The organism is Paraburkholderia hayleyella (assembly GCF_009455685.1).
GTDB classification, from domain to species: Bacteria; Pseudomonadota; Gammaproteobacteria; order Burkholderiales; family Burkholderiaceae; genus Paraburkholderia; species Paraburkholderia hayleyella.
In genome coordinates, this window is sequence record NZ_QPES01000002.1 from 468,437 (window position 1) to 493,973 (window position 25,537).

The window sequence follows — 25,537 nt, forward strand, 5'->3', positions numbered from 1 at the left end:
GGCTGAAAACACTGGCTTCGAAAAGTCATTGCCGGCCAGCATTTTCACGGAACTTCTTGCGGTTGAATGTTACATACCACGCGGCGTTACTTCTATTGAATCGCCCTGATATTTTTATGATGTTCCTGTATTTATTTAATTCGACTTCCCCCAGGAGATTTATATGAGCAACGTTAGCAGCATCGCCCCTAATTCAATTAACCAAAACTCTATCGACATAAATGACAACAATCAAAATAATCAATCAAACGAGAATAATGGCAAATCAGTTGGAACAGCATCTGGCTCCCGGCGGGGTTCTATAGAAAATTTTTCAACTCCGTTGAATAACCCAGAAGTTTTGGTTGATACCGATCAACAACCCAAAGTCAACGAGACTACAACTACATCAACCACTAGCGACAATAAAACACATAATAACCTTGAAACAAATGAAAAAAATAATACAATCAGCCACCAAGATACTTGCGAAGAAGTTTTTCGACTATTTAACCAAGAATCCCCAGATCCAAAAAAAATTGCGCCTTTACTGACCACCGAAAAGGGTAAAGAAATACTAGCTGATGCACTAAATATGATGCATTATGCAAGATATTTCGATTATCGCCAAACCCTCTCGTTCAGCATCTACGCAAACCGCCTTCTAGAAATGATCAACCCAACCGATCTCAATCAGTTCTTCAAAGATAAGCCTGAATTAAAATCAAAGCTATTAAAATCCGTAGCCACCCTGCAGTATCGCCGCCTAAATTTCAACCTGGATTTCATGTTCAAAAACACGGAAATGTTTGGTCAATCTGGCCATGAACTTCTTGGCGCGAGCACATCTCCAGAAAATACTTGTGAATACAAATTAATCACTTCACTCATAGCTATCCATACCAGCCTAAGCAAGGCTTATTATCCGCTCAAGGTCAAGGAAAAATTAGAGCACGCCAAGACAGAATGGAATAGGAACGAGACTGAAATTCAGAACAATAAAAACCAGTTGCTATCATTAAACGCAACGAGTCGAAAAAATACATACCAGCTCATTACAGAAAAAAAATTTGCATTCCAATATACTGATTTAACTACAAAAGCCGAAATCACTAGTAAAATTGATGCCATCGCAAAACTAGAAGAATCGCATAAAACCCTATTATCTCAAATAGCAATGCTGACCCAGGAAAATAATTCCATAACCGAAAAAATTCAATACGTCAGCACCCGCACTCAAAAAGAGATCGCATACCTCAATATCAAGCAGCTTATAGATAGAAAAATCAACGATGATGATGTAAACCGGATTGTTATTCTCTGCACTGAAATCACCAACATAGTAAACGACCCCGTGATGAAAAACTACTGCGACCTCCCCGAACCAGAATTTCTTTACCGCAAGGCATGCGAAATATTTGAAACAAATGAAACGCAAACCCGCCTGAAAAACGATCTCGTTAAATCGTAATACGCTACCCAGCACTTTACCGCTCCCGGGATTTTCGGCGATGCGCTATTTCGCCCAGCCGCTCACAGTGTTCAACCGGTTTATTCCTTGGACAACACGTTTGCCGGCGGGATGCCTAGCGGCCTGGCCGATGCCGCTTCGAGCGCTGACTTTCCGACGGGCCTTGCTCGATAAAACATTCTCAGGCGCACGAAGGTATTTTAAATACGGCTGAAAACACTGGCTTCGAAAAGCCATTGCCGGCCAGCATTTTCACGGAACTTCTTGCGGTTCAATGTTACATACCATGCGGCGTTACTTCTATTGAATCGCCCTGATATTTTTATGATGTTCCTGTATTTATTTAATTCGACTTCCCCCAGGAGATTTATATGAGCAGCAATAGCAGCATCACCCCTAATTTAAGCAACCAAAACCTTATCAACATAAATGACAACAATCAAAATAATCAACCAAACGAGAATAATGGCAAATCAGTTGGAACAACATCTGGCTCCCGGCGGGGTTCTACAGAATTTTTTTCAACTCCGATAAATAACCCAAAAATTTCGAATGATACCGATCAACAACCCAAAGTCAACGAGACTACAACTACAACTACAACTACAACTACAATTACAACTGCAATTACATCAACCACTAGCGACAATGAAACACATAACAACCTTAAAACAGATGAAAAAAATAATATAATCAGCTACAAAGAGTCTTTTGCAAAACTTTCACGACTATTCGAAAATAAAGCCACAGCTTCAGAAACAATTGCGTCTTTACTGCTCACCCAAGATGGTCAAAAAATACTAGCTGATGTAGTAACGCAAATGTATGATACAAATAATCAAATTTATTACGATAGCCACCCGTTAATGGTCTGCGTAAACCGCACTCTAGAAATGATCAACCCAACCGATCTCAATCAGTTCTTCAAAGATAACCCTAAATTAAAATCACAGCTATTAAAATCCGTAACCGCCCTGCGGTATGGCGGCCTAAATTTCAACCTGGATTTCATGTTCAAAAACACGGAAATTTTTGGTCAATCTGGCCATGAACTTCTTGGCGCGAGCACATCTCTAAAACATACTCCTGCAGACGAATTAATCACTTCACTCATAGCTATCCATACCAGCCTAAGCAAGGCTTATTATCCGCTCAAGGTCAAGGAAAAATTAGAGCACGCCAAGACAGAATGGAATAAGAACGAGACTGAAATTCAGAACAATAAAAACCAGTTGCTATCATTAAACGCAACGAGTCGAAAAAATAAATACCAGCTCATTACAGAAAAAAAATCAGCAAACCAATATACTGACTTAGCTCCAGAAGTCGAAATCAATAGTAAAACTGATGCCATCGCAAAACTAGAAGAATCGCAGAAAACCCTATTATCTCAAATAGCAATGCTGACCCAGGAAAATAATTCCATAACCGAAAAAATTAAATACGTCAGCACCCGCGCTCAAAAAGAGATCGCATACCTCAATATCAAGCAGATTATAAATGGAAAAATCGAAATCAACGATGATGATGTAATCCGGATTTTTCTTCTCTGCACTGAAATCTACAGGTTAGCAAACGACCGCGTGATGGAAAACTACTGCAACTTCTCCGATCCAGGATTGCTTTACCGCGCGGCATGCGAAATATTTGAAATAAATGAAAAGCAAACCAGCCGGAAAAACGGTCTCGTTTAATCGTAATACGCTACCCAGCACTTTACCGCTCCCGGGATTTTCGGCGATGCGCTATTTCGCCCAGCCGCTCACAGTGTTCAACCGGTTTATTCCTTGGACAACACGTTTGCCGGCGGGATGCCTAGCGGCCTGGCCGATGCCGCTTCGAGCGCTGACTTTCCGACGGGCCTTGCTCGATAAAACATCCTCAGGCGCACGAAGGTATTTTAAATACGGCTGAAGGTATTGGCGATGCCTATATTCCAGCCGGATTTTCACGGAACCTCTTGCGCCTGAGTGTTACATAATCATGCGGTGTGACTTCCGCTAAATTGCCCTGATATTTTTATCATATTCCTGAATTTAGGCTGAACATCACGTTGTAGTTCAGATCTTGCGCAAGCCCCTCCCACAGCTTCATCGCCTTTTCATAGAGCCTCGCCGATTCGTCCCACAGATAATTCGAGCGCACGATCGTGGTATTGCGCGCGGTATTACCGCCGCCCAGCCAGCCTTTTTCCAGCACCGCGATATGGCGCACGCCGTGCTCTTTCGCCAGGTAATAAGCCGTCGCCAGGCCGTGCCCGCCACCGCCGACCAGCACCACGTCGTATTCGCGCCGAGGCTCAGGGCTGCGCCACTGGCGCGCCCAGTTCTCGTGATACGACAACCCGTTGCGCAGCAAACTGAAAATCGAATAACGGCTCATCCGGCCCATCCCGTTCGTTAGCAGGCGATGACGTTCACGACGAGGCTGCCGTGCGCTGCCGTGCGTTGTATCCCGGCGCCACTACACCCGGACAAAAGAAACGCCGATAGAACAAACCCGCCAAACATCCGGGATCGCCACGACACGCCACGTTGCGGCAGGCGATCTATACGTTTTTACGCAGGTTGCTGGCGCAAAAACGCAAGTTGTAGCGCATACGTTGCGCCACGCTTGAATACCGCTTGCCGCTTGCCGCTTGCCGCTTGCCGCTTGCCGCTTGCCGCTTGCCGCTTGCCGCTTGACGCTTGCCGCTTGACGCTTGCCGCTTGCCGCGCCATGTCTCCACGCCGGTCTCCGAGCGCTGCGCTCCGTTCCGGCCAACCTTCCCGCAACCGCTCATGCCCTCACTTGCCGCTGCCGCGCCGCACCCCATGACCCTCACCGAATCGCCCACGCCTGATGCGAACCTGACGGACCTGACGAACCTGACAAGTACCGCCACCGTGCTTCCCAGCCCGCCACGCCTCCGCTTTGGCATCGTGCTGCTGCCCAACTTCACGCTGACAGCGCTTTCCGGCTTTATCGACATGCTGCGGCTTGCCGCCGACGACGGTGACGGCAGCAAGCCCGTGCGCTGCACGTGGAGCGTGATCGGCCCCTCCCTCGCTCCGGTGCGCGCAAGCTGCGGCATTCCGCTCACCCCCGAGGCCACCTTCGCCACGACCCGGCCGCAAGACGCTTTCGATTACCTCGTCGTGGCAGGGGGCCTGCTGCATGCCGGGCCACAAGTTGGCGACGACACCTTGCAGTTCATTCGCGCCGCCGCCCGTGGCCGCACGACACTCGTTGGCATCTGCACCGGCGCGTTCGCGCTGATGCGCGCGGGCGTGCTGGACGGCCATCGCATCTGCGTCAGCTGGTTTCATTACTGGGATTTTCTGCAGCGCTTTCCCGCCGCCGATGCCAGCGCCCTGGTGGCTGACCGTCTGTTCGTGATCGACCGGCGACGCATCACCTGCTCCGGCGGGCGCGCGACGATCGACGTCGCCGCCGCGATCCTGCTGCGCCACCTCGATCGCGCAACAGTGCAAAAAGCGCTGCGTATCTTGCTGGTGGGAGAAAGACAAACAGGTAATGCACCGCAACCCCATCCGCCAGGGCTTGAGCCTGCAACGCATCCGCTCGTCACGCGCGCGATTTTGCTGATGGAGCAGCACGTCGGGCACGCCCTGCCGCTGGAGGCGCTCGCACGCAAGCTCGATGTCTCACCGCGGCAGCTGGAGCGGCGCTTCAAGGCCGCGACCGGCAAGAGCCCACAGACCTTCGCGCGCCAGGTCCGGCTGCGCACCGCCGCCTGGCTGCTCACCCGCTCTGGACGCAGCGTGGCCGATATCGCTTCGAGCTGTGGCTTCTCGGATGCCTCGCATCTGGGACGGGAACTGCGCAAGCACTATGGCGTGCCGCCCGTGGCGTTCCGCGATCGGGGCCGGGGTGCTAGCGCAGCGGCAGCCTTACTCGATGAAACGTTTCCTGGACGCGTGAAGGTATTTTAAATACGGCTGAAAACACTGGCTTCGAAAAGTCATTGCCGGCCAGCATTTTCACGGAACTTCTTGCGGTTGAATGTTACATACCACGCGGCGTTACTTCTATTGAATCGCCCTGATATTTTTATGATGTTCCTGTATTTATTTAATTCGACTTCCCCCAGGAGATTTATATGAGCAACGTTAGCAGCATCGCCCCTAATTCAATTAACCAAAACTCTATCGACATAAATGACAACAATCAAAATAATCAATCAAACGAGAATAATGGCAAATCAGTTGGAACAGCATCTGGCTCCCGGCGGGGTTCTATAGAAAATTTTTCAACTCCGTTGAATAACCCAGAAGTTTTGGTTGATACCGATCAACAACCCAAAGTCAACGAGACTACAACTACATCAACCACTAGCGACAATAAAACACATAATAACCTTGAAACAAATGAAAAAAATAATACAATCAGCTACCAAGATACTCGTGAAGAAGTTTTTCGACTATTTAAAAATGAATCCCCAGATCCAAAAAAAGTTGCGCCTTTACTGACCACCGAAAATGGTAAAGAAATACTAGCTGATGCACTAGATATGATGCGTCGTGCAAAATATTTCAATTCTCTCCCAGTCGTCGCGTCCAGCATCTACGCAAACCGCCTTCTAGAAATGATCAACCCAACCGATCTCAATCAGTTCTTCAAAGATAAGCCTGAATTAAAATCACAGCTATTAAAATCCGTAGCCACCCTGCGGTATCGCGGCCTAAATTTCAACCTGGATTTCATGTTCAAAAACACGAAAATTTTTGGTCAATCTGGCCATGAACTTCTTGGCGCGAGCACATCTCTAAAACATACTCCTGCAGACGAATTAATCACTTCACTCATAGCTATCCATACCAGCCTAAGCAAGGCTTATTATCCGCTCAAGGTCAAGGAAAAATTAGAGCACACCAAGACAGAATTGAATAAGAACAAGACTGAAATTCAGAACAATAAAAACCAGTCGCCATCATTAAACGCAACGAGTCAAAAAAATAAATACCAGCTCATTACAGAAAAAAAATCAGCAAACCAATATACTGACTTAGCTCCAGAAGTCGAAATCAATAGTAAAATTGATGCCATCGCAAAACTAGAAGAATCGCATAAAACCCTATTATCTCAAATAGCAATGCTGACCCAGGAAAATAATTCCATAACCGAAAAAATTCAATACGTCAGCACCCGCGCTCAAAAAGAGATCGCACACCTCAATATCAAGCAGCTTATAGATAGAAAAATCAAAATCAACGGTGATGATGTAAACCGGATTGTTATTCTCTGCACTGAAATCACCAGGTTAGCAAAAGACCCCGTGATGAAAAACTACTGCAAATTCTCCAAACCAGAATTTTTTAGCTGCGAGGCACGCAAAATATTTGAAATAAATAAAACGCAAACCCGCCTGAAAAACGATCTCGTTGAATGGTAATACGCTACCCAGCACTTTACCGCTCCCGGGATTTTCGGCGATGCGCTATTTCGCCCAGCCGCTCACAGTGTTCAACCGGTTTATTCCTTGGACAACACGTTTGCCGGCGGGATGCCTAGCGGCCTGACCGATGCCGCTTCGAGCGCTGACTTTCCGACGGGCCTTGCTCGATAAAACATTCTCAGGCGCACGAAGGTATTTTAAATACGGCTGAAGGTATTGGCGATGCCTATATTCCAGCCGGATTTTCACGGAACCTCTTGCGCCTGAATGTTACATAATCATGCGGTGTGACTTCCGCTGAATTGCCCTGATATTTTTATCATATTCCTGAATTTATTCAGTTCAACATCCTCTGGAGATTTGCATGAGCAATATTCACGGCCTCACCCCTATAAATTCCACCACGCCCAACATCATAAGCGACAGCGATCAAAACAGCCTCCAGAATCAAAATGATAAAAAATCAATCGAAAAACCGTCGGAATCCCGACGGGGCTCTGTAGAAATTACTCCAACTGGGATAAAGAATCCCGTGGTGGCGGACACCGACAACCAAGAAAAAAAAGTTAATAAATCTGATGAAGATAAATCTGATAAAGATAATATCGAAATAAATAATATTCCTCCAATAAATGAAGAAAATGAAATATCGCAGCTACCTTTGTCCATATTGCAGCCGGAATCTGATTCCGACCTGGAAAAAAAAATATCTCCCCTTTCTTCATCCGATGACAAAATAAATATCTCAAGCACCAGCAAAGATATTGATGATTTTACTGCAAAATTAGAAGATAAATTCAATAAATGTTTTTACACTAAAAATTCTATTTCACGCTCCGATATTATCGAACTAGTTAACACCTCGTATGCCCAGAAATTTCTTGGCAATTCCAAATCCGCAGAGCCCATGTCGGCAGATAAGATCCCCGCATATAAGTTAGTCCAATCATTCTTAAAAATCTATAAGGACCTGGACGATGTTTATAATCTGCTTGAAATAAATCAAGATTTACATAAAGCCAAAGATGACTTGGAAAGTAATTGTTCACAAACTAATCAAAATGAAGAGCGAGTTAATCAGTTAAGTGCAAAACTGCGTAGACTCAAATACCAAGAAGCAACAGCTCCCGCATCAGAAAATAAAAAATATGAGGCCCTTATCTCTCAGGAAACCGCTCAACTCGATAAAGAACAGAACGACCTCGCAAAACTACTTGAAACGTATAAAGAAATAGTATCTAAAACAAAAGAACTAACCAAGAAAAAGGCCGCCACAACCGGAACGATTCAACACGTCACCACTCGCAGTGCCAAAACTGAGGCATACTCCAATTACGACATTATTAATTCAGGCCATGCTGCAATAGCTATTTATGATGCTAAATTTCTTGCGATTCTCGGCGATAAAATCTATAAAATGGCGACTGACCCCATGATGAAAAATTACTGCCGTTTTTCCAAACCGAAATGGTTTTACGAAGTACCCTTGACTTTACAAAGACTAGATCCCAATTTACTCAGCCCATCAAACACGTCCGTTAAATCGTAATACGTTACGTCAGTCACTTTACCGCTCCCGGGATTTTCGGCGGTACCCTATTTCGCCCAGTCGTTCGCAGCGGCCCCAGGAATCACAGCCGCGAACGGCCGCGAAATGGGCTGTGGTTTAACCGGTTTATTCCCTTCGTAGCACGTTTTCCGGCTCCCGGCGCAATCGCCGGGAGCCAAAACCCTAAGTTTCTTCAGCCCATGCCAGGTTCTCCCGCGTCATCAGCACCGTCGATGCCGAGGGCCCAAACGTGCCAGCGGTATAGCTGCGCGGACGCTCGCCCGAGGCCTTCCAGCCTTCGATGATCGGCTCGACCCAAGCCCATGCCGCTTCCAGTTCGTCACGCCGCATGAAGTGCGTCAGACGCCCGCGAATCACGTCGATCAGCAAACGCTCATAGGCTTCCGCGCGGCGTTCGGTGAAAGCCTGCTCCAGATCGAGATTGAGATTGACAGGCAGCATCTTCATGCCGCTGCCCGGTTCTTTCGCCAGCATCTGCAACTGGATCGACTCCGCAGGCTGCAGCTGGATCACCAGGCGGTTGCCGCCCGCCCCGCCATGCGATGCCCCATTCGGGATCAGCGAGAACGGCAAGTCGGCAAACTCGATCACGATCTCCGAGACCTTTTTTTGCATGCGCTTGCCCGTGCGCAAAAAGAACGGCACATGCGCCCAGCGCCAGTTGTTGATCTGGGCGTGCAATGCGACAAACGTTTCCGCGCGGCTGCCCGGCGGCACGTTGTCCTCTTCCAGATAGCCCCTGACAGCCTCACCATTCACCGCGCCTGCGGTGTACTGGCCGCGCACGGTATCGCGCGCCACGTCCTCGGGTGTCATGCGGCGCAGCGAACGCAGCACCTTGAGTTTTTCGTCGCGCACCGCGTCGGGATCGAGCGACACGGGGGGCTCCATGGCAACGATGCACAGCAGTTGCAGCAGATGGTTTTGCACCATGTCGCGCAGCGCGCCGGTTTCATCGTAAAACCCCGCTCGGCTACCGACGCCCACCGTCTCCGCCACCGTGATTTGCACGCTGCGGATATACGGCGCTTGCCACAAAGGCCCAAAAATCGCATTGCCAAAACGCAGCACCATCAGGTTTTGCACGGTCTCCTTGCCCAGGTAGTGATCGATGCGGTAAATCTGCGTTTCGGCGAAATGACGCGCCACCGCCGTATTGATCGCTTGCGCGGAAGCAAGGTCATGGCCCAGGGGTTTTTCGAGTACGACGCGCGATTGCGCATCGACCAATGCGCTCGCGGCCAGGTTGTCGCAAATCGTGGTGAAGAGGTCCGGCGCGGTCGCCAGATAAAACACACGCAGCGCCCCTGGGCGGGAAATTTGCGTGAGGCCCGCGTAATCACCCGCCTCGCCCGCATCGATACGCACATAGTCGAAGAGGCCAACGAAGGCCTGCCACGCATCGGGGTTTAGTGCTTTTTTATCGACGAAGGGTCTGGAATGCTCATTGACGAAATTCAGGTAATCGTCCCGGCTCCAGTCACGCCGGCCCGTGGCGATGATGCGTGTGCTGGGCGGCAAGTTGCCGTGCAGATGCGCCATATATAACGCAGGCAATAACTTGCGCGCCGACAGGTCGCCGCCGCCGCCGAAGATGATCATGTCGAGAGGAACACCGGATGAATCGGAAGCGGGGGAAGCGGTTGAAACGGGGGTGGAAGTCGTCATGGCGCGGCATACCCTGGGCGTGTGCGATGGTCGGGATGAAACGCTTGAGGCAGCACGGGTTGGACGCGCAGACACAATATGGCTTCAGGCGTTTCGCAAAGCGCTCATGGTGCAGGGTTTTGCGGAGGTTTGCACGGGGGATGCGGAGCGCGGTCAAACACGTGCTCAAACACGCGTTCAAACACGCGTTCAAACAGATAGTTTGCGTTGAGCGACGATTCAAACACATCTGTATAGACGCACACAGGCGGGCGCATTTTCTGAAAAATGAGCCCGCCTGGTTTAAGGCTTAGGGAAGATCCCGGAATACTTCCGGGATCTTATTTGCTTTAACTTTAACTATTAATCGGCTCGACAGTGCGAATATTATTCGCTCTGGGAAAGAAGCGCGCCATAATACCAGGGGCTTTTTCCAGGGATTTAATTTCCATTTTAATTTCGGCCACTACCTTCGTGATTTCCGAACTTTTCTTTCTTAAATCTGCTTTGGTCGCTATTGTTTGAAAATACTGGGCCAAAGCATTGCGTAGTGCAACATTTTTACTTGCACGCACACTGGCGGAAATTTCCTTAAATACAGGAAGTAAACTCTGTAAATGATGAACTGAATTTCGAATATCGCCAGAATTCCCCCATAAATTCTCGACGTATTCCTTAACATACTTTACTTTTGTCTCCACTGATACAGAGGAATCTGCCGCATTTTGAAGTGCCGCAATTTCTTGCACGGGCATTAACCACGAATTCTTTAATAGCTGCCCGTCATGCGCCACAATATCCCCATTATTGGAAACCTGAATGGTGGACTTCCAATAAATAAAGCTCTTTTTCGTATCAAGCGGGAATGTATGAAACTCTTTCCCAAAAGGCCTTATTTCACGTACTTGCGATACTCGCTCTTGAGTCACTTCAATATAATCAAGATGCTTGACCAGGGTTACCTTACTTTCCTCAAAATCATTGGTTTCCCGCACTACCGAACCAAAAAACGTATGTTTACCCAGATCGTCCTTCGACATGGCTAAACTGCCGGGTTTAAATTGATCTATATTTTCAACCGTGTCTTTTAATAGCACCTTCGATATTTCAACGTCATCTGGACATGGAGAAAATAAAACATGGGACAACGGGCCCGAACTCATCTGAGTCATTGCGAACATCACCCCACGGGTAATATTTTTTACTTCTTCAGAAGTCAACTGCCCCATCGGATTAATATAGTTAACAATATGCGACTGGTAATAATCCTGATTTTCCCCAGGCGGCAGTGTAACGCCGCCATCCAGCACCACTCCGGAACGCTCCGCATCCTTCCCAACGCAGAGTTTCAGATATTCGTCAATCTTGCCTTCGCCATCTGTTGAAATTTCACGCTCAGCCATTAAATCGAGCAAATTATTTTTATGATAATCAAATGGAACCGGAACAGAAGCTCCAATAGCAATCATTTTTCCGTCAGCCCAAGCTACGCCTAAATTACTGCTGAAAATTTTAATTTCCTCGTGGCTCAATTCTCCGCCCGGTGTCGAATCAATCGAACCAACTTTGGCCTCACGCTGAAAGCTTTCAATAAACTTAACTATAGCGCCAGCCTTCTTTTTATAGCGCGCCGAAGTTCCTGCAAAATCTCTAATCGAGATTAATATATTTTTTCTGGAGGCCAGATAATAACCCAGTTCGATACGTTCCGTTGCCGTCAGATTTGAATTGGCAATATATCGGGACATCGTCGCGCAGAAAACTTGTTCGAACGAGGACGTCCCCGTGTAATGACTACGGAAAAGCTCCTCCAGCGTCAGCAGCGCTTTTGCTCGCCATACGTCAGCATTGATTTCCTTCGCGCCCTCCGGGGTGACCGGCCGGATTAAATCGGAGATACCACGGGCTGACGGTACATAACTAGGAAGTTCATGCTCGGAGGCATTAAGATGTTGCGGCAAACTCCGTGACAACTTTAAAAGCATGCGCTCAACGCTTAAATCAAAGGCAAGTTTAGGATTTACGCTCGCCAGTTGCTGATCAACTTGTTCGATATAATCACAGAGGTAATTAGTGATGAGCAAATTCTCGATACTTTCTTCTCCGCTTGCGGAGTAATTATTTTTTACAAACTCACGTCCCAGATTTTTGACGGCGCTGGCAAAATCAGAAAAATTCTTCGATTTCACCCCCGCATCAAATTTTTTATCCAGATAAGTTTTCAGCATGCCAAGGCGAGATTCAACCAATATTGTCCTATCGGTTATTTTCGCAAATATATTTTTCTGAGTGACAATATCCTCAGGGCCTTCATTTTCAATATCAACGACATCGCCCATGGAAGCCTGATTGACATGCCTGTTCGAAGCAATAATTTCTTCATTACCCTCGAACTGAATTTCATCACCAAATGATTTATTATGCTTTATTTCAGATAATTCCGCATCCTTCAGCATAGCGACATCATCAGCATCATCACTAATACCCGATCCTGAATTCGTATCAGTGGCATACATCGAGCCTGACGACGGGCTCGAACTCATATTGAGAGATGAACTTCGCTCATCATTTGATATTTGCGACGAAGTCTCCATGATATCCAAATTCGAGTCCGTATCAGACCCCTGAATATTTTGCGCTTGCCTCACATTCGATTCCGGCAAAACATGCAGCTCTTGCACAAGCTCTTGCTGCAAAATGTCTTTATTTACCGGAATAAACCAGCTTAAATTCACCAGCTTTACAGCCGACAATATTTTTTTATAATCTTTCCTGTTGTATTCAGGATTTTTCAATGATTGCGCCAGATAGCTCCCAAAGAGGTCTACCGTGACCATGAATGCAGGCATATCATTTTCACCATGCGTCTTGCAAGCATTATGCAACCACAATGGCATCCATTGCGTAAACGAATCTTTTTTTCCCTGGCTTTTAACTGCAGAGAAATGAGTATGAATATTTTTCAAACATTCTATGGCTTTCTTATCATCAAGAGAAATCATCGCCCCTACAAAATCCGTAACAGCTTGCTGCAATTTTTTTACAGATGAAGCCAATGACTTGTCAACACACATCAAGTCTCTTGCCAACTTGAAATTACTGATTATTACATCAAAGTTCCTGTTGGGGGCACAGTTCAGCGAGCACCTCAACTGAGTAATCCGCTTTAAATTTTCTTCGGATTTTTTAATTACGTCCGGTGCGATTTTTTTTATGAATTTTTTGTAATCCGCTACATTCTGAGCCAATTCAAATTTATCCCACCTGGCCTGCTTGTCAAGCGAAGCAAACACTTCGCCCATAACCTCGAATTCCCAAAGCAGGTGGTACAAGAGCGCCTCTCCGCTCTCCAAACCCGTGTGAGAACTTGTTTCCTCGATATAGGTCAGCACCAAGGCTTTCAGCTGCACGGCCATAGCCGTTTGAGACTCAAACCCCACGCGCTGGATATGCTGGCTCATAGACTCCATCTGATACAAACGTTCGTTCGGCGACATTTGCGTCAGCCACTTTACGTGGTTGTGAAGCGCCGCACGATTTACCCCCCCGCTCGTGTCAGAGCTAACCTTTCGCTCCTTGAACACCGTCGTGAAATGCAGGTATATCTGCCCTGCCGCACGCTGAACGGCTTCCGAGAACTCAAGAGCCTTATTCTTGACGGCACACAACAAATGGGAAATTGAAGCACCACTGACTGGAGAAGTTTTCATGATGGCCCGGCATCCAAAAATAGAAATAGATTTGTCTGCGGCCTATGTAACAACTGGAAAGCAGATCGTTCCCTCGTAAACGCTATGTTGACAAATATTTTTGAGGCGAGACATCCGCTGCCCTATCCGATCCCCCTGAACGCCTTATCGCCAAAGGCCGACAGCCCATCCGCCCCCCCACACAACACCCCCCTCTCAGCCCGCCCGGGACGACTGGATCACCATCAGCACGTCATCCGGCTGAATCAGACACGGCGCATCTTCATAAAACGACAGCACGGTACCCTCGCGCACCAGCCCAATCACGACGATCCCCGGCACGGCATTGCTCCAGCAGCCCACCTCGTGCAGTTCAGCCGGGCGCTCCAGCAGCGTCACCCGGCCACGCGTTGAAAGCAGATCGTTAATAAACGGCACGATGTATTCGCTCTCCACCGCGTCGGCCAGCAATAGCCCGCCGATCTTCGTCGACGAGACAATCACATCCGCGCCGGCCTGGCGCAGTTGCCGCTGAAACGTCTGCTCCTGGATGCGCACGACGATCTTGGTTTGCGGCGCGATGCTGCGCACGGTCAGCGTGAGCAGGATCGCCGTGGCGTCGTCGGACACGCTGATAATGACCGCACGCGCTTCGCGCACCTGGGCTTGCTGCAGCAGATCCTCCCGTACCGGGTCGCCGAGCAGGCCCGCGATGCCGAGGCCCGTCGCGGCTTCAAGCGCGGTTTGCTGCGGGTCGATCACGACGATCGCTTCAGGCTTGACGCCGCTTTCGAGCAGCTCCCGGATCGCTACGGAGCCGCTCATTCCGTAGCCGCACACGACGATATGTTCATGCAGCTGTTTTTGCAGACGTTTCATGCGAAATTCCTCGATCACGCGTTGAATCACGAACTGATAGGCGGTGCCCAGAAACACAAACCAGATCACGATGCGAATCGGCACGATAAAAAACGCGTCGATCAGCCGGGCGCGGGCGGTGACGGGCACGATATCGCCATAGCCGACTGTCGCCACGGTCACCATCGTGAAGTACATCAGGTCGATGATGCCCAGCGCATCGCGGCTGGCATCGCGCAGCCCGCGCCGGTCCAGATACAGCACGGTGAACGCCAGCAGACACAGCGCGGCCACCAGGAGCAGGCGATGCAGCAGCATGCGCCGTGGCGAAACGTAGGGACGGGTGAAGAGGGTTTGGGCGCGAGGCGGCTTCCATGACCCGCGCGGCAAACGCGGCAAACGAAAGCGATGGGATTGCCGGGATTGGGGGCTCTTTTTTTGCGGCACGCAACGGCTCCAGCAGTGGGAACGGCTGATTCTACGATGACTGGTGCACACACCGGCGATTCGTTGCAGCGAGCGAAGTTGCGGCAAAGTTGTGGCGAAGTTAAGGCGCGGCGGCGGTAAGCCTCGGCTGACCGCACGACTCCCCCTTCCGCCCCCCATGGGCCTGAAGCGGCTTGCCACACGCTATCAATTTCGCCCATGCACGCAAAATCCCTCTTGTGTCGATTTTTTGTAACCGTTTTGCGGTACATTTGCTCTCCGGTGCCTCACGTTAAAACGTTGCTCTGGACACTTATCCAGGCGCACCTGAGCACCCTATAAACAAGCCATCCGCCACCCCGGCTCACCATTGGGCCCTGAAGGCGGCTCCCCCTGGCTCCCTTTCTTCTCCCACCCAGCGGAAAATCTCGCAGTATGGTCAACGAAGCCCCCTCATCCGACGCGCTCGCCATCGCCGAGCGCGTGCGCGAACTGATGAGCCGTCACGGTATCGGCAAGCGCCGCCAAACCACTGAGCTCTGCCGCATCCTCGAGCTCAGCTTTTCCCAAGGGCACCGCAAGCTGCGCGGCAATAGCCCATGGACCCTGGCGCAGATCAAAAAGGTCGCGGAAGTCTTCGATGAGCCTGCGGCACAGCTTTTCGGCACACCAACGCTGGACCCTGGCATAGTGAGCGCAACCGCGCAGGAGGCGGTGTTCGCCATTGGCGCGATCGAGTTGCCGTGCACGGTATGGATTGGTGTAGCGCTTGAGCCGGGCAGCCGTCCGGAGTTTGTCGCGTACACGCAGCTCGAGCAGTGGCGGGTGGTACGTCACGACGGCGCGCTCTATCAGAACGCCCATGAGGTACACAAGATCGAGATCTATCCGCGCCGCGCGGAAAACGATCAGCCGCTCGTGGCCGTGGTCGATGACGATCACGCTTCGGCGGACAACCTGCGCGACTATCTCGAACATCACGGCTTTGCCGCGACCGCTTTTTATAGTTTGTCGGCCTTCACCGAGGCCCTGCATACGCAGGCGTTCGATGGCGTGGTAATCGACTGGCTGTTTGGCGCGCAAACCGCAGCGGGAGCGATCCGCCTGGTGCGTCATTCAGAAAACCCGGATGCGCCGATTTTCGTGCTGACAGGTGAGTTGCTGACGGGCAAGGCCAGCGAATCCGAAATCAGCGAGGTCATCCGTCGTTACGATGTGGCCTGTTATGAAAAACCAGCGCGCATGGCGATTCTCGTCGCGGATCTTTCCAAGCGGCTCAATCACGCTCCGACGCTGAGCGCGGGCGCATAAGCCTGCACGGCTGCGCCAAGCGTGGTTCTTGTTTCCACGCCGGCCGCCTCCAGACGGCGTCATTGAGCGCGATTCCGTGCCGCCACGGCCAGCGCCCGCTGAATCGCGGCACGCAAGATGTCGTAGCGCACCGGTTTGAGCAGGCATTCAAAAAATGGGCCGATGTTCTCGCCCGCCTGGGCATCGGGTGCATAGGCGCTCACCGCAATCACCGGCACATTCGCCGAGCGCGTGCTGCGCGCCCGGAACTCCGTCACGAACGCATAGCCATCGCGCTCAGGCATATGCAGGTCGAGCAGCACCAGATCGCAGCATTGCGCATCGAGCCAGGCTAACGCCGCATCGGCGCTGGCGGCAGCCGTTGCGGTACCGCCCATGTGACTGACCATCTCGCACAGCGACTCCCGCACCAGCGGATTGTCGTCGACCACCAGGACTCGTGGCGGTATCGGCGCGGGCGCCCGCGCACCGGAGGCCAGCGCCGCGTTGTGTATGGCCGCCAGTGAAGAGGCGGGCCCCGATGCCGGGGCCGAGGCCGGTGCGGCAACGGGGTTGACCGGCAGCGTCACACTAAACGTCGAACCTTCTCCGACCCGGCTCTCGACGTCCACCTTGCCGCCGAACAAGTCGGCCAGCCCGCGCACGATCGCCAGCCCCATGCCCGCGCCTTCGAAGCGCCGTGCCGATGACGTATCGAGCTGGGTGAAAGCCTTGAAGACCAGCGGAATCTGTTGCACCGGCACACCCGGCCCGGTGTCGCTGACGGCAATCGACAGCGCGTTGGCCTGCTGCACCAGCCGCACCTGCACGGAGCCGGTTTCGGTATAGCGGATCGCATTGGTCACGAGGTTGCTGACGATCTGCCGGATGCGGTTTGGATCAGATTCGACCTGCCCGCTCTCGCCCTGCGCCTCGCCTTCGAGCACGAGCCCTTTGGCACGCGCCTCGGGCTCGTGTTCATCGATGATCGACAGCAACAGCGCACGGGGCTCGAACTGCTCATAGCGCAACTCGAGCTTGCCCGCACCGAGGCGGGCGTAATCGGTCAGGTCTTTCATCTGGGCTTCGAGCTGGCGTGCGGCGGTTTCAAGCCGCTGGATCACCTTGCGGTCGGCTGCGGAATGCGGGTTAAAACCCAGCAGCTCGACCGACGACACAATCGCATGCAACGGCGTGCGCAACTCGTGGCTAATCATGCCGAGAAATGCGTCTTTCGCCAGATTGGCTTCGCGCGCGGCGCGGCTGGCTTGATGTTCGGCCTCCAGCGCGGCGTGCTGTTGCCGGATCAGCCGGGTGCGGCGGCGGCTATTGGCCACCAGCAGCAGCGCCGCCACCGCCGAGAGCAGCAGCGCGAGACACAAACCGCTGATAAACAGCATGCGGCGCTTGGCGGCAAAGTCGTCGTTGAGCGCGGCACGTTCGGCGACATCGACAAAACGCCGGCTTTTCGCCATGTCGTCCATCTCGCGCCCATGCGCATGCAACGCGTTGATCATCTGGTCGGCTTGCGTGATGTCTGCGGGCAAGGCCGCCAGTGCCGGGGCCATGCTGTCCAGACGCGCGCCGAGTTGCCGCATATCTTCTTTTTGCCGTTGCACGCGCATCAAGCGCCCGACATGCAGATGGGCCTGGCTGGACATCGTGCCCAGCTTGTCCTTCAACGTCCGATAACGTTGCGTCACTTTGCCGTAATCAGGATCGATGCCGCTGCGATAAAGCAGCAACTGGTTTTCGAGGCAGACGTAAGCGATCTGCAACTGGGTGGCATCCCAAACGAAACCGCCATCGCCTGCGCTGACCTGGCCACTCGCTTCGGGCTCGAGCAAATTGGCGTACAGCAGATAGCCGATCGCGCCGAGCGGCGTGGCCAGCGCGGCCAGCCAGATGATGATGAACAACAGGCGCCGCCGCATGGGCTGGCGGGGCCGACGGTTCGCGGCCAGCCCTGCCGCCTGGGATGTCGCGGCGGCAGGCCCGGTCTCGGGTAGCACGGTATTCATATTCAGCATGGCGTGTCTCCTGCGCGCAGATAAGCGGCGGCACGCGACGAAGCCACGATCATCAGCTTCATCGTCGCGCGCGTGGCCCCGACGAACAGCTTGCGGGCCACGCGCTCGTCAAATGCCGGAAAATCGACTTCGCTCAAAATCACACACGGTGCGGATTGGCCTTTGAAGCGGTAAAGGGATTCGAGCAGCACATCGCCCTCCCGAAAGCCAGGGTTGCCAAAAAGATCGTATTTGCCGGTAAAACTGCGCAACCGGTGTGGCCCGAGCTGGTCGAGCGCACTCAGCACCGAGCCCTCGCGTCCGCGAAACGACAATACCGCGATGTCCTGCCGGCGAAAGCCCAGCCCCAGCGCCTGGGTAATGGCGCGTTTGGTGGCATCGATCACACTGTCTGGCGCCTGTGCTGCGTCATAAACCGAAAACGCGATCTCCGAGCCGGCAAACGGACTGCCGGGTACGAGCTCCGCCGCGAGCGGGTTTGAGGCGCCCACGACGTCACGCACGTAATCGAGAATGTCGCGTGGGCTGCGGTAATTGGTGCTTTCGCGCAAGAGCGTCCAGCCGGGCAAAACGACATCCGGTCGCATGTAGAGGTTTTGCAGCGGATCTTCGAGCCACCACCAGGCGGCATGCGGCTTAAGCAGCCGGGCGAGCGCATCGACCCATGGTTGCTGGAAATCCTGGCCTTCATCCACGATCAGCACGTCGAACTGCCAGCGGGCATTCACGCTCGTTTGCGCGAAGGCGGCTTCGAGCTGGGTGAACACATCGCTCGCCGTGAAATCGGGCCGCGCGCCGCTATCGCGTACCACCCAGTCACACAACTGGTGATAGTTGGCCACTTTGGCTTCGGCCGGGGCAATGCGTGCGATGTGATCGGCCAGCGGCCGGTTAAAGCAGACGTAGAGCGGACGCTGGCCGCGCGCGACGGCGTCTTTCATCACCTGCACCGCGAGCTGGGTTTTGCCTGAACCAGCGGTGCCGCTCACGCGCAGCCGGAACGGCGTGAATTCGAGCCGCCGCGCCCATGTGGCGAGCCCGCCTGCCAAACGCGTCACCAGCGTGCCGGCCTGACCGATCAGCGCACCGGCATCGGGTGTGAGCGCCAGTTCATCGGCCAGAAAATGATGAATTTTCGCGGCACAGGCCAGACGCGTTTCAGTAGCAGGCAACAGCGCCAGAATAAGCGCGGGGAGGTGCTGCTTGCGTGTCGCGTCGACGATGCAAGCCGGGTTCACCCCAGCGATCGCGGCATGCTTGATCGTGTGGTCGGGACAGTACAACAGCGCTTCGATGCCATACATGCCTGCGCCAAACGCGGTAGTGAAACGGCGATGCAGGCGCTCGCTGGTCCGCGCCAGCGCGATGGCCACGTTGCGTTCGGTTTGCAAGTGCGCCTTGACGAGACCTTCCGGCGTTTCCCGCAGAAAACCCGTTTGCTGCTCGATGAGCAGGGTGCGCCCTGCGGGGCTCACGATCATGAAATCGGCTTCGCCAAACACCGAAAAATTTTGTTTGAGACGGGTCCAGTGCACGCCGTGGTACACCGTATAGCCGTCGGGCAAGGTGGCTTCGAGCAACGCCAGCGTTTCGCGCTCGCGTGCGGCGGCGCCAGTGGCGGCAAGATGTTTCCAGTCGTCGGGGACGATACGGGCCATGCGGGAGGTCTCGCCAGGTTCGGGGCCGCTCATTGTACGCAACGCGGCTGACGCCGCCACCCGCTGCGCCGTGCGCCATAACCGGAAGGAGCGGGCGGGATGGAACCCGATCCTGATGCCATGCCACGTTGCCTGCTGCTGTAAAAGTTCGGTTGTCTGGCGAACTTTTCATCTACTGGCGAGGTCTTCCCCAGCCTGGGTGCGGATTGCGCCGCGAGTCTTGCGCGACACAATCCGCCGTTCCCACTCTGCACTCTGTTACAAGGATCATCGACACTATGTCAAACCTGTTCATGGGGATTCGTCCCGATCGCTGGAACTTCCTCTGGGACGCGCTCACCACGTTTTCACTCTCGCTGTGCGCCGCGGTGCTCATGCTGCTAGTGGGCTGGTGGGTGGCGCGCCGTGCCTCGAACTGGCTGAACCGCCTGCTCACCCGCCAGTCAAGTGTCGATGCCACATTGCGGCCCATTATTTGTGATACCTGCCTGTGGGGCATTCGCATCATCGCCATCGTGGGCGCGCTCTCGCAAATCGGCATTCAGACAGCCAGCATCGTCGCGGTGCTCGGCGCAGCCGGCCTGGCCATCGGTCTCGCGCTACAGGGCACTATGCAGAACATCGCGGCAGGCATCATGTTGCTGCTGTTGCGCCCCTTCAGAGTGGGGGACTATATCGACAGCAGCACGGTCGCGGGCACGGTGGAAGAAGTCAGCCTGTTCACCACACGTCTGACCAAACCCGATGGCATCTGCGAATACGTGCCCAACAGTGCGCTCTGGAGCAATTCGATCCGTAATTACACCCGCAACCCGACTCGCCGGCTTGATCTGGAAGTCGAGATTTCGCTCAACGACGATCTCGACCACGCCATGAATGCCCTGCTGACCCTGGTCAAGGCGGATCAGCGGGTGCTCGCCGAGCCTGCGCCGCAAATCATGGTCAACCGCTTCGAAGACAGCACAACGGTGCTCAATATCCGTGTCTGGTCAAACATCGATGTGTTCTGGGATTTGCGCTGGGATCTTGCCCGGCAAGTCCGGCATGTGCTGACCGAGGCGCAATGCTCGCTGCCATTACGCACGCGTTTGCATATTGTGCAGAATGCCGCGCCTACGGCTGCGGCACCCGCAGCGGCAGCGCCCATGCCCCCCACATCCGTCACCTCACCGCCTCCGGCAACCCCGCCCGAAACACGCTAAGCGCGCAAATAGCGACTATTCGCAGCGTTACACCCAGGCTCGCACCCGGCACCCTATCCTCACGGCTGCTACGTTTTGCGCGGCACACAGGCCGCGCATCCTCCCTTTTGATTCGCCTCATGCCCGCCGCAGTCTCCAGAAAAACGCTCATCGGCTTGCGCACACTGTTGCGCAGCTTTGGCCAGCTCGTGCTGCAAGGCAATGCCGCCACCGGCGCCTGCGTGTTTGCCGCATGGCTGGCCTACAGCCCACGGCTCGCCTGTGCAGGGCTGCTAGGCGCGCTGGCTGCCAATGCCGCTGCGCTGCGCTTAAACCGATTTGCCTGGCGCGATACCTATCGCGGGCTACACGGTTTCAACGGCGCACTCGCGGCAGTCGTGGTCTTCACTTTTATTGCCGATAACGCGCGGGCTATCTCGTTTGCCCTGCCCAGCGCACTGGCCACCACGTGGCTGCTCAAGCCCTGGGCCCGCTGGCTGCGTAGCCAGGGCTTGAAGTTTTACTCCAGCCCCGCGCTGCTGGTCAGTGGCCTCTGGCTGCCATTGATCAATCTCAGCAACCCCACTGTTCAGCGCGCCACGGCACACAGCACCGCCTTGCTTCATGACGCTGGCAACTGGCTCTCCGGGCTGGCGCAAACCAGCTTTGCCTGTGGCGCATGGCCTGGCCTGCTGATTCTCGCGGGCATCGCTGCCGCATCCCGCAGGCACGCATTCTGGGCCCTCGCCGGCACGGTACTGGGCAGCACGGCGCATCTCCTGCTGGGCGCAAGCGTTGTGTCATTCGATCTGGGCCTGCTGGGTTTTAACGGCGCCCTGACCGCCCTGGCCCTGGCCAATAGCGGTGCGCTAGCGGCACTCAGCGGAATCGCGCTGGCCGTCGTGTTGCAACGGCTCGCCGATCATTGCGGCCTCGTCACACTGGGCGTGCCCTTCGTGCTGGCAACGTGGAGCGTGCTGTGGCTAGGACAGCACGCACTCAAGCCGGCATGGGCCCGTTTCCTCGGGCTGTCATGGCAACGTGTCCGACGTTTTTCCCGGCGTCCGGCCCGTTAAAGACACCCGCGACACCCGCGACACCCGCCACAATCAGCGCGCTTTCACTCACTTCACACAAACCACACCAACGAGGATCTGGCATGCCGACTTTTCATATCGAGCTTTTTGAAGGCCGCACGATTGAACAAAAACGTGCGTTCATCGCTGCTATTACTCAGGCGAGCGTTCAAACGCTAGGCGTCGCACCCAATACCATTGATATTATTTTGACCGAGGTCAAACGGGAAAACTGGGCAACCGGTGGGCAATTGTGGTCTGACGCAAGCAGCTAGGCACGTCGCATATCCGCTTCGGCATCCTGCCTGCAAACAATTTTTACAGGTTATCAGTTGAGTAAATGTAGATTCAGGCCGACGCCATGCTTGGACTGCATGGCGCATAACCAACAACTACATCTGAGACCTTATGAGACACCTGACTTTCAAAACATACAGCGGCGAAATCTATCGCACCACCTGGCACATCATTAAAACGATGCCGGCTTTCCTGCTGACCATCATCGTTATCTTTGCAATCGTTGATTTATCCTCAATCGTCCTGGCGATGGTCTCGGCTTCAGAAAATAACGAAATTTACAAAGCAATAGAATCCGCGCGAAACGAAAACTGGGTAATCCAGATAATTGATATTTATGTCACTGGAATTGTCTTCATTAAAATCAATCGCCTGCTTTTTCTGAATGAACAGAATAAATTTCTTGACCCTGACGGATATAAAGCGCTACATCGGTATGTTAAATTAAATTTCCTGTATCTTTTGATTTGCCTTGTCATCACCCTGGGCCTGTTCATCATTGCGCTATTACTGACAGGATCTCATCTGTCCAAGCCCCAGATCTATATCGTCAGCCTGATTGCATTCGGCTGTTCCGGCTATATATTCATCAGGCTCGCATTATTATTTCCGGCAATCGCACTGGGTAGCAATATTGCATTGCGCGCGGCATGGCAAAATAGTTCGCCTCATTTCTGGAATTTATTCAGAATAATGGCTGGCATTATCGCCTCCATTATTCTCTGCACGCTGGCCGTGTTTTATATTTTTGAGGAAATTTTCCAGAAACTAACACCAGTTGGACAAATATTCGCAAGCATTCCAGTCAGGGCAATTTATATCACTTTAACCACCGTTATTTTTTCAGTAACGGCAGGATGGCTTTATCGCCACTTCGCCTGCGAATTGATACCGCTCACCCAAAGCGGCGCCCTGCAAAAAGAAACGACATAGCGGTGCCGGGATGATGGCATTCGGGTGGGCGGACGAGTGAGTGCTTAGACGTTCAATAACCCTTTCTTTCTGATAAACCTCACGACTTCATCCAGGCCGTCGAGCGCTTTCAGATTGCACATCACAAAGGGCCGCTCGCCACGCATCTTCCTTGCATCGGAGGCCATCACATCGAGATTCGCGCCAACCAGCGGCGCGAGATCCGTCTTGTTGATCACGAGCAGATCCGATTTCGTGATGCCAGGGCCGCCCTTGCGCGGGATTTTCTCGCCGCCCGCGACGTCGATCACGTAGAGGGTCAGGTCCGACAGTTCCGGGCTGAACGTTGCCGCAAGATTATCGCCGCCCGATTCGATAAAGACGATATCCGCATCGGGAAAGCGGGTAAGCATCCGGTCGACCGCTTCGAGATTGATCGAAGCATCCTCCCGAATCGCCGTATGCGGGCAACCGCCCGTCTCAACGCCCATGATCCGCTCGGCCGGCAGCGCGCCCGCGACCGTCAGCAGGCGCTGGTCCTCTTTCGTATAGATGTCGTTGGTAATGGCGACGAGGTCGTACTGCTCGCGCATCGCCTTGCACAACATTTCGAGCAGCGTGGTCTTGCCCGAACCGACGGGGCCGCCAATGCCCACGCGTAGCGGGGGCAGTTTCTTCGTGCGGGCAACGGGATGATGAGGTGCGTTCATGAGAGATCGTGTTCTGTGTGATGCGTGGCGTGATGCGTGGCCTGATGTGCGTTACGAGCGGAAGAGCCTTGAATACTGCGACTCATGACGCGCCGATAAAATGCCCAGTTGCGGCGCGAACGTGTTGATCTGCTCAGGCGCGATCATGAGCGCGCGAGTCACAGCGGCGTCAATCGGCCCGCGCAGCGCAACGATGATGCGCTGCCCCGCAAGCTGTCCCAACGGCACGGACTTCAATGCGGCCGCCACCTGGTTTTCCACCCAACTGAAAGCATAAGCGGCGAGCGTGGCGTCAATCGCGGCATCGTGTGCGTAAGCAGCCAATGCGAATGCCGTCGGTTGCGCCAGCGGAGTGATCGAGGCGAGTGTCGCGCGTCGCGGCGCATCGCCCCATTCCAGCGATATGCATAGTTGCCGCAGCGACCAGCCCATCTGTTCCGTTTCCCGGCGCAGTTCCGCGGACTCGCGGCTAGCAAGAAATTCGCCGTTGGCGTCGGCAAGGCGGGCGGCATCATGCGTGCGCCAACGTTCCATCTGGTGCGCCAGGCACGGCAGTTCAGCGCGCGCGAGCACGTCGCTCAGGCCACTGGCAATCCAGTCACGTGCGGAATCGGCATCGGTGACGATGTGTGCTTCGATCGCCGCCTCAAGCCCCTGCGAATAGCTGAACGTGCCGATCGGCAGCGCGGGCGAAGCCAGATGCAGCAGCGCGGTGAGTTCAGCGATGCGCACGGGGCGAACGGGTTAGGTGATGTACGTGGTCACACGATTCGCCATGCACGTGGTCATGGTGGTCGTGGTCGTGCGGCGAGTGCGGATGGTCATGCACGTGATGTTCCCTGAACACCTGTTGCGCGAGTGCATAGTCTTCGGCGAACGTCTCATCATGCCCATGCTTATGACCGCCGCCATAAGCACCGGCCTCCGGCTGGAACGGCATCTGCAGTTGCTCGACCATTGCACCAAGACGCCTGAGCATATCGGCCAGTACCGGATCGTATTCGAGCTTCAGATAATCCACACCCACTTCCACGGGAGTATGACGATTGCCGAGGTGGTACGCCGCACGCGTCAGCGTCAGCCCGTCTTGCGCCCGCACGACCAGCACCGCTTCCGGCGCAGCCACCACACGCACGAGCGCGCCATCGTCGGCGATCAGCAGGTCGCCATCGCGCAGCACGGTGCCGCGCGGCAACAGCAGGGCGATGGGCTCGCCATGATCGAGCGTGGCTGCGAGGCGGCTTTTGCGACGTTCATCGAACGCGAGCGTCAAGGTCGGGGCACGCTTCACCAGTACAGGGGCGATCTTCAGATGCGGCGCCAGCAGTTTGTCGAGTGTGCGCAT

At 53.6% G+C, this 25,537-nt stretch carries 19 protein-coding genes and 1 pseudogene; 10 read left to right on the forward strand and 10 right to left on the reverse strand.

Annotation, left to right across the window (positions count from 1 at the left end):
- The first annotated feature begins 163 nt into the window (after nucleotides 1-163).
- Both GH657_RS16415 and GH657_RS16420 read left to right on the forward strand, forming a co-directional pair.
- Nucleotides 164-1,450, forward strand: a complete 1,287-nt coding sequence (locus GH657_RS16415) for a hypothetical protein (protein WP_153102099.1) — start codon at nucleotides 164-166, stop codon at nucleotides 1,448-1,450.
- 371 nt (nucleotides 1,451-1,821) lie between these two features.
- Nucleotides 1,822-3,144 carry a hypothetical protein gene (locus GH657_RS16420; RefSeq protein ID WP_153102100.1) on the forward strand — a complete coding sequence of 441 codons (1,323 nt, stop codon included), beginning with the start codon at nucleotides 1,822-1,824 and terminating at the stop codon, nucleotides 3,142-3,144.
- Nucleotides 3,145-3,490: 346 nt separating this feature from the next.
- Here the strand turns inward: GH657_RS16420 and GH657_RS16425 are convergent.
- Nucleotides 3,491-3,832 (reverse strand): annotated as a pseudogene (locus tag GH657_RS16425) (FAD-dependent oxidoreductase); the annotation flags it as partial.
- Between the two features lie 166 nt (nucleotides 3,833-3,998).
- Nucleotides 3,999-4,232 (reverse strand): hypothetical protein, encoded by a 234-nt coding sequence (locus tag GH657_RS16430; RefSeq protein ID WP_153102101.1) that lies wholly within the window; start codon nucleotides 4,230-4,232, stop codon nucleotides 3,999-4,001.
- Between GH657_RS16430 and GH657_RS16435 the strand changes: the two genes are divergently transcribed.
- From GH657_RS16435 to GH657_RS16445, 3 genes are all read left to right on the forward strand, one after another.
- Nucleotides 4,231-5,385, forward strand: a complete 1,155-nt coding sequence (locus GH657_RS16435; RefSeq protein WP_246174203.1) for a GlxA family transcriptional regulator — start codon at nucleotides 4,231-4,233, stop codon at nucleotides 5,383-5,385. The genes GH657_RS16430 and GH657_RS16435 overlap by 2 nt on opposite strands.
- Before the next feature lie 167 nt (nucleotides 5,386-5,552).
- On the forward strand, nucleotides 5,553-6,845 hold the full coding sequence (locus tag GH657_RS16440) for a hypothetical protein (protein WP_153102102.1): 1,293 nt from the start codon (nucleotides 5,553-5,555) through the stop codon (nucleotides 6,843-6,845).
- A gap of 367 nt (nucleotides 6,846-7,212) precedes the next feature.
- Nucleotides 7,213-8,397 carry a hypothetical protein gene (locus GH657_RS16445; protein WP_153102103.1) on the forward strand — a complete coding sequence of 395 codons (1,185 nt, stop codon included), beginning with the start codon at nucleotides 7,213-7,215 and terminating at the stop codon, nucleotides 8,395-8,397.
- A 183-nt stretch (nucleotides 8,398-8,580) separates the two neighbouring features.
- Here the strand turns inward: GH657_RS16445 and zwf are convergent, their stop codons facing one another.
- The 3 genes from zwf to GH657_RS16460 form a co-directional block, all read right to left on the reverse strand.
- Entirely contained in the window at nucleotides 8,581-10,086 is a 1,506-nt protein-coding gene (zwf, locus tag GH657_RS16450; RefSeq protein ID WP_153102104.1) for a glucose-6-phosphate dehydrogenase, read from the reverse strand.
- Between the two features lie 335 nt (nucleotides 10,087-10,421).
- The gene (locus tag GH657_RS16455) at nucleotides 10,422-13,775 is read right to left on the reverse strand and encodes a hypothetical protein (RefSeq protein ID WP_153102105.1); all 3,354 of its coding nucleotides are present in this window, start codon (nucleotides 13,773-13,775) and stop codon (nucleotides 10,422-10,424) included.
- 195 nt (nucleotides 13,776-13,970) lie between these two features.
- Entirely contained in the window at nucleotides 13,971-15,059 is a 1,089-nt protein-coding gene (locus GH657_RS16460; RefSeq protein WP_246174204.1) for a potassium channel family protein, read from the reverse strand.
- A gap of 414 nt (nucleotides 15,060-15,473) precedes the next feature.
- Between GH657_RS16460 and GH657_RS16465 the strand changes: the two genes are divergently transcribed.
- Nucleotides 15,474-16,349 (forward strand): helix-turn-helix domain-containing protein, encoded by an 876-nt coding sequence (locus GH657_RS16465; RefSeq protein ID WP_153102106.1) that lies wholly within the window; start codon nucleotides 15,474-15,476, stop codon nucleotides 16,347-16,349.
- A 59-nt stretch (nucleotides 16,350-16,408) separates the two neighbouring features.
- Here the strand turns inward: GH657_RS16465 and GH657_RS16470 are convergent, their stop codons facing one another.
- A complete protein-coding gene (locus GH657_RS16470) occupies nucleotides 16,409-18,262 on the reverse strand; it encodes an ATP-binding response regulator (protein WP_174770026.1) in 1,854 nt (617 codons plus the stop codon).
- A gap of 89 nt (nucleotides 18,263-18,351) precedes the next feature.
- A complete protein-coding gene (locus GH657_RS16475; RefSeq protein ID WP_153102107.1) occupies nucleotides 18,352-20,016 on the reverse strand; it encodes an ATP-binding domain-containing protein in 1,665 nt (554 codons plus the stop codon).
- 278 nt (nucleotides 20,017-20,294) lie between these two features.
- Here GH657_RS16475 and GH657_RS16480 point away from each other — a divergent pair, with 278 nt between their 5' ends.
- The 4 genes from GH657_RS16480 to GH657_RS16495 all read left to right on the forward strand — a co-directional run bounded on the left by GH657_RS16480 (nucleotide 20,295) and on the right by GH657_RS16495 (nucleotide 23,503).
- A complete protein-coding gene (locus tag GH657_RS16480) occupies nucleotides 20,295-21,218 on the forward strand; it encodes a mechanosensitive ion channel family protein (RefSeq protein ID WP_174770012.1) in 924 nt (307 codons plus the stop codon).
- A 119-nt stretch (nucleotides 21,219-21,337) separates the two neighbouring features.
- Complete coding sequence (locus tag GH657_RS16485) at nucleotides 21,338-22,273, forward strand: urea transporter (RefSeq protein ID WP_153102108.1); 936 nt, start codon at nucleotides 21,338-21,340, stop codon at nucleotides 22,271-22,273.
- Nucleotides 22,231-22,548: a 4-oxalocrotonate tautomerase gene (locus tag GH657_RS18435; RefSeq protein ID WP_153102422.1), complete on the forward strand. Its 318-nt coding sequence runs from the start codon at nucleotides 22,231-22,233 to the stop codon at nucleotides 22,546-22,548. The genes GH657_RS16485 and GH657_RS18435 overlap by 43 nt, the downstream gene beginning before the upstream one ends.
- A gap of 133 nt (nucleotides 22,549-22,681) precedes the next feature.
- On the forward strand, nucleotides 22,682-23,503 hold the full coding sequence (locus GH657_RS16495) for a hypothetical protein (RefSeq protein ID WP_153102109.1): 822 nt from the start codon (nucleotides 22,682-22,684) through the stop codon (nucleotides 23,501-23,503).
- A 44-nt stretch (nucleotides 23,504-23,547) separates the two neighbouring features.
- Here GH657_RS16495 and ureG read toward each other — a convergent pair whose 3' ends face one another.
- The 3 genes from ureG to ureE are packed head-to-tail and all read right to left on the reverse strand — an operon-like array spanning nucleotide 23,548 to nucleotide 25,537.
- Complete coding sequence (gene ureG / locus GH657_RS16500) at nucleotides 23,548-24,192, reverse strand: urease accessory protein UreG (RefSeq protein ID WP_153102110.1); 645 nt, start codon at nucleotides 24,190-24,192, stop codon at nucleotides 23,548-23,550.
- A 51-nt stretch (nucleotides 24,193-24,243) separates the two neighbouring features.
- Nucleotides 24,244-24,924, reverse strand: coding sequence for an urease accessory protein UreF (locus GH657_RS16505; protein WP_153102111.1), 681 nt, complete (start codon nucleotides 24,922-24,924; stop codon nucleotides 24,244-24,246).
- Nucleotides 24,911-25,537 carry an urease accessory protein UreE gene (ureE, locus tag GH657_RS16510; RefSeq protein ID WP_153102112.1) on the reverse strand — a complete coding sequence of 209 codons (627 nt, stop codon included), beginning with the start codon at nucleotides 25,535-25,537 and terminating at the stop codon, nucleotides 24,911-24,913. Before ureE ends, GH657_RS16505 begins: the two co-directional genes overlap by 14 nt.

Bases quoted from the DNA above. Each gene is read 5' to 3' on its own strand.
- GH657_RS16415 (WP_153102099.1), top strand. From the start codon at position 164: ATGAGCAACGTTAGCAGCATCGCCCCTAATTCAATTAACCAAAACTCT.
- GH657_RS16420 (WP_153102100.1), top strand. From the start codon at position 1,822: ATGAGCAGCAATAGCAGCATCACCCCTAATTTAAGCAACCAAAACCTT.
- GH657_RS16435 (WP_246174203.1), top strand. From the start codon at position 4,231: ATGCCCTCACTTGCCGCTGCCGCGCCGCACCCCATGACCCTCACCGAA.
- GH657_RS16430 (WP_153102101.1), bottom strand. From the start codon at position 4,232: ATGAGCGGTTGCGGGAAGGTTGGCCGGAACGGAGCGCAGCGCTCGGAG.
- GH657_RS16440 (WP_153102102.1), top strand. From the start codon at position 5,553: ATGAGCAACGTTAGCAGCATCGCCCCTAATTCAATTAACCAAAACTCT.
- GH657_RS16445 (WP_153102103.1), top strand. From the start codon at position 7,213: ATGAGCAATATTCACGGCCTCACCCCTATAAATTCCACCACGCCCAAC.
- zwf (WP_153102104.1), bottom strand. From the start codon at position 10,086: ATGACGACTTCCACCCCCGTTTCAACCGCTTCCCCCGCTTCCGATTCA.
- GH657_RS16455 (WP_153102105.1), bottom strand. From the start codon at position 13,775: ATGAAAACTTCTCCAGTCAGTGGTGCTTCAATTTCCCATTTGTTGTGT.
- GH657_RS16465 (WP_153102106.1), top strand. From the start codon at position 15,474: ATGGTCAACGAAGCCCCCTCATCCGACGCGCTCGCCATCGCCGAGCGC.
- GH657_RS16470 (WP_174770026.1), bottom strand. From the start codon at position 18,262: ATGCGGCGGCGCCTGTTGTTCATCATCATCTGGCTGGCCGCGCTGGCC.
- GH657_RS16475 (WP_153102107.1), bottom strand. From the start codon at position 20,016: ATGGCCCGTATCGTCCCCGACGACTGGAAACATCTTGCCGCCACTGGC.
- GH657_RS16480 (WP_174770012.1), top strand. From the start codon at position 20,295: ATGTCAAACCTGTTCATGGGGATTCGTCCCGATCGCTGGAACTTCCTC.
- GH657_RS16485 (WP_153102108.1), top strand. From the start codon at position 21,338: ATGCCCGCCGCAGTCTCCAGAAAAACGCTCATCGGCTTGCGCACACTG.
- GH657_RS18435 (WP_153102422.1), top strand. From the start codon at position 22,231: ATGGCAACGTGTCCGACGTTTTTCCCGGCGTCCGGCCCGTTAAAGACA.
- GH657_RS16495 (WP_153102109.1), top strand. From the start codon at position 22,682: ATGAGACACCTGACTTTCAAAACATACAGCGGCGAAATCTATCGCACC.
- ureG (WP_153102110.1), bottom strand. From the start codon at position 24,192: ATGAACGCACCTCATCATCCCGTTGCCCGCACGAAGAAACTGCCCCCG.
- ureE (WP_153102112.1), bottom strand. From the start codon at position 25,537: ATGCGCACACTCGACAAACTGCTGGCGCCGCATCTGAAGATCGCCCCT.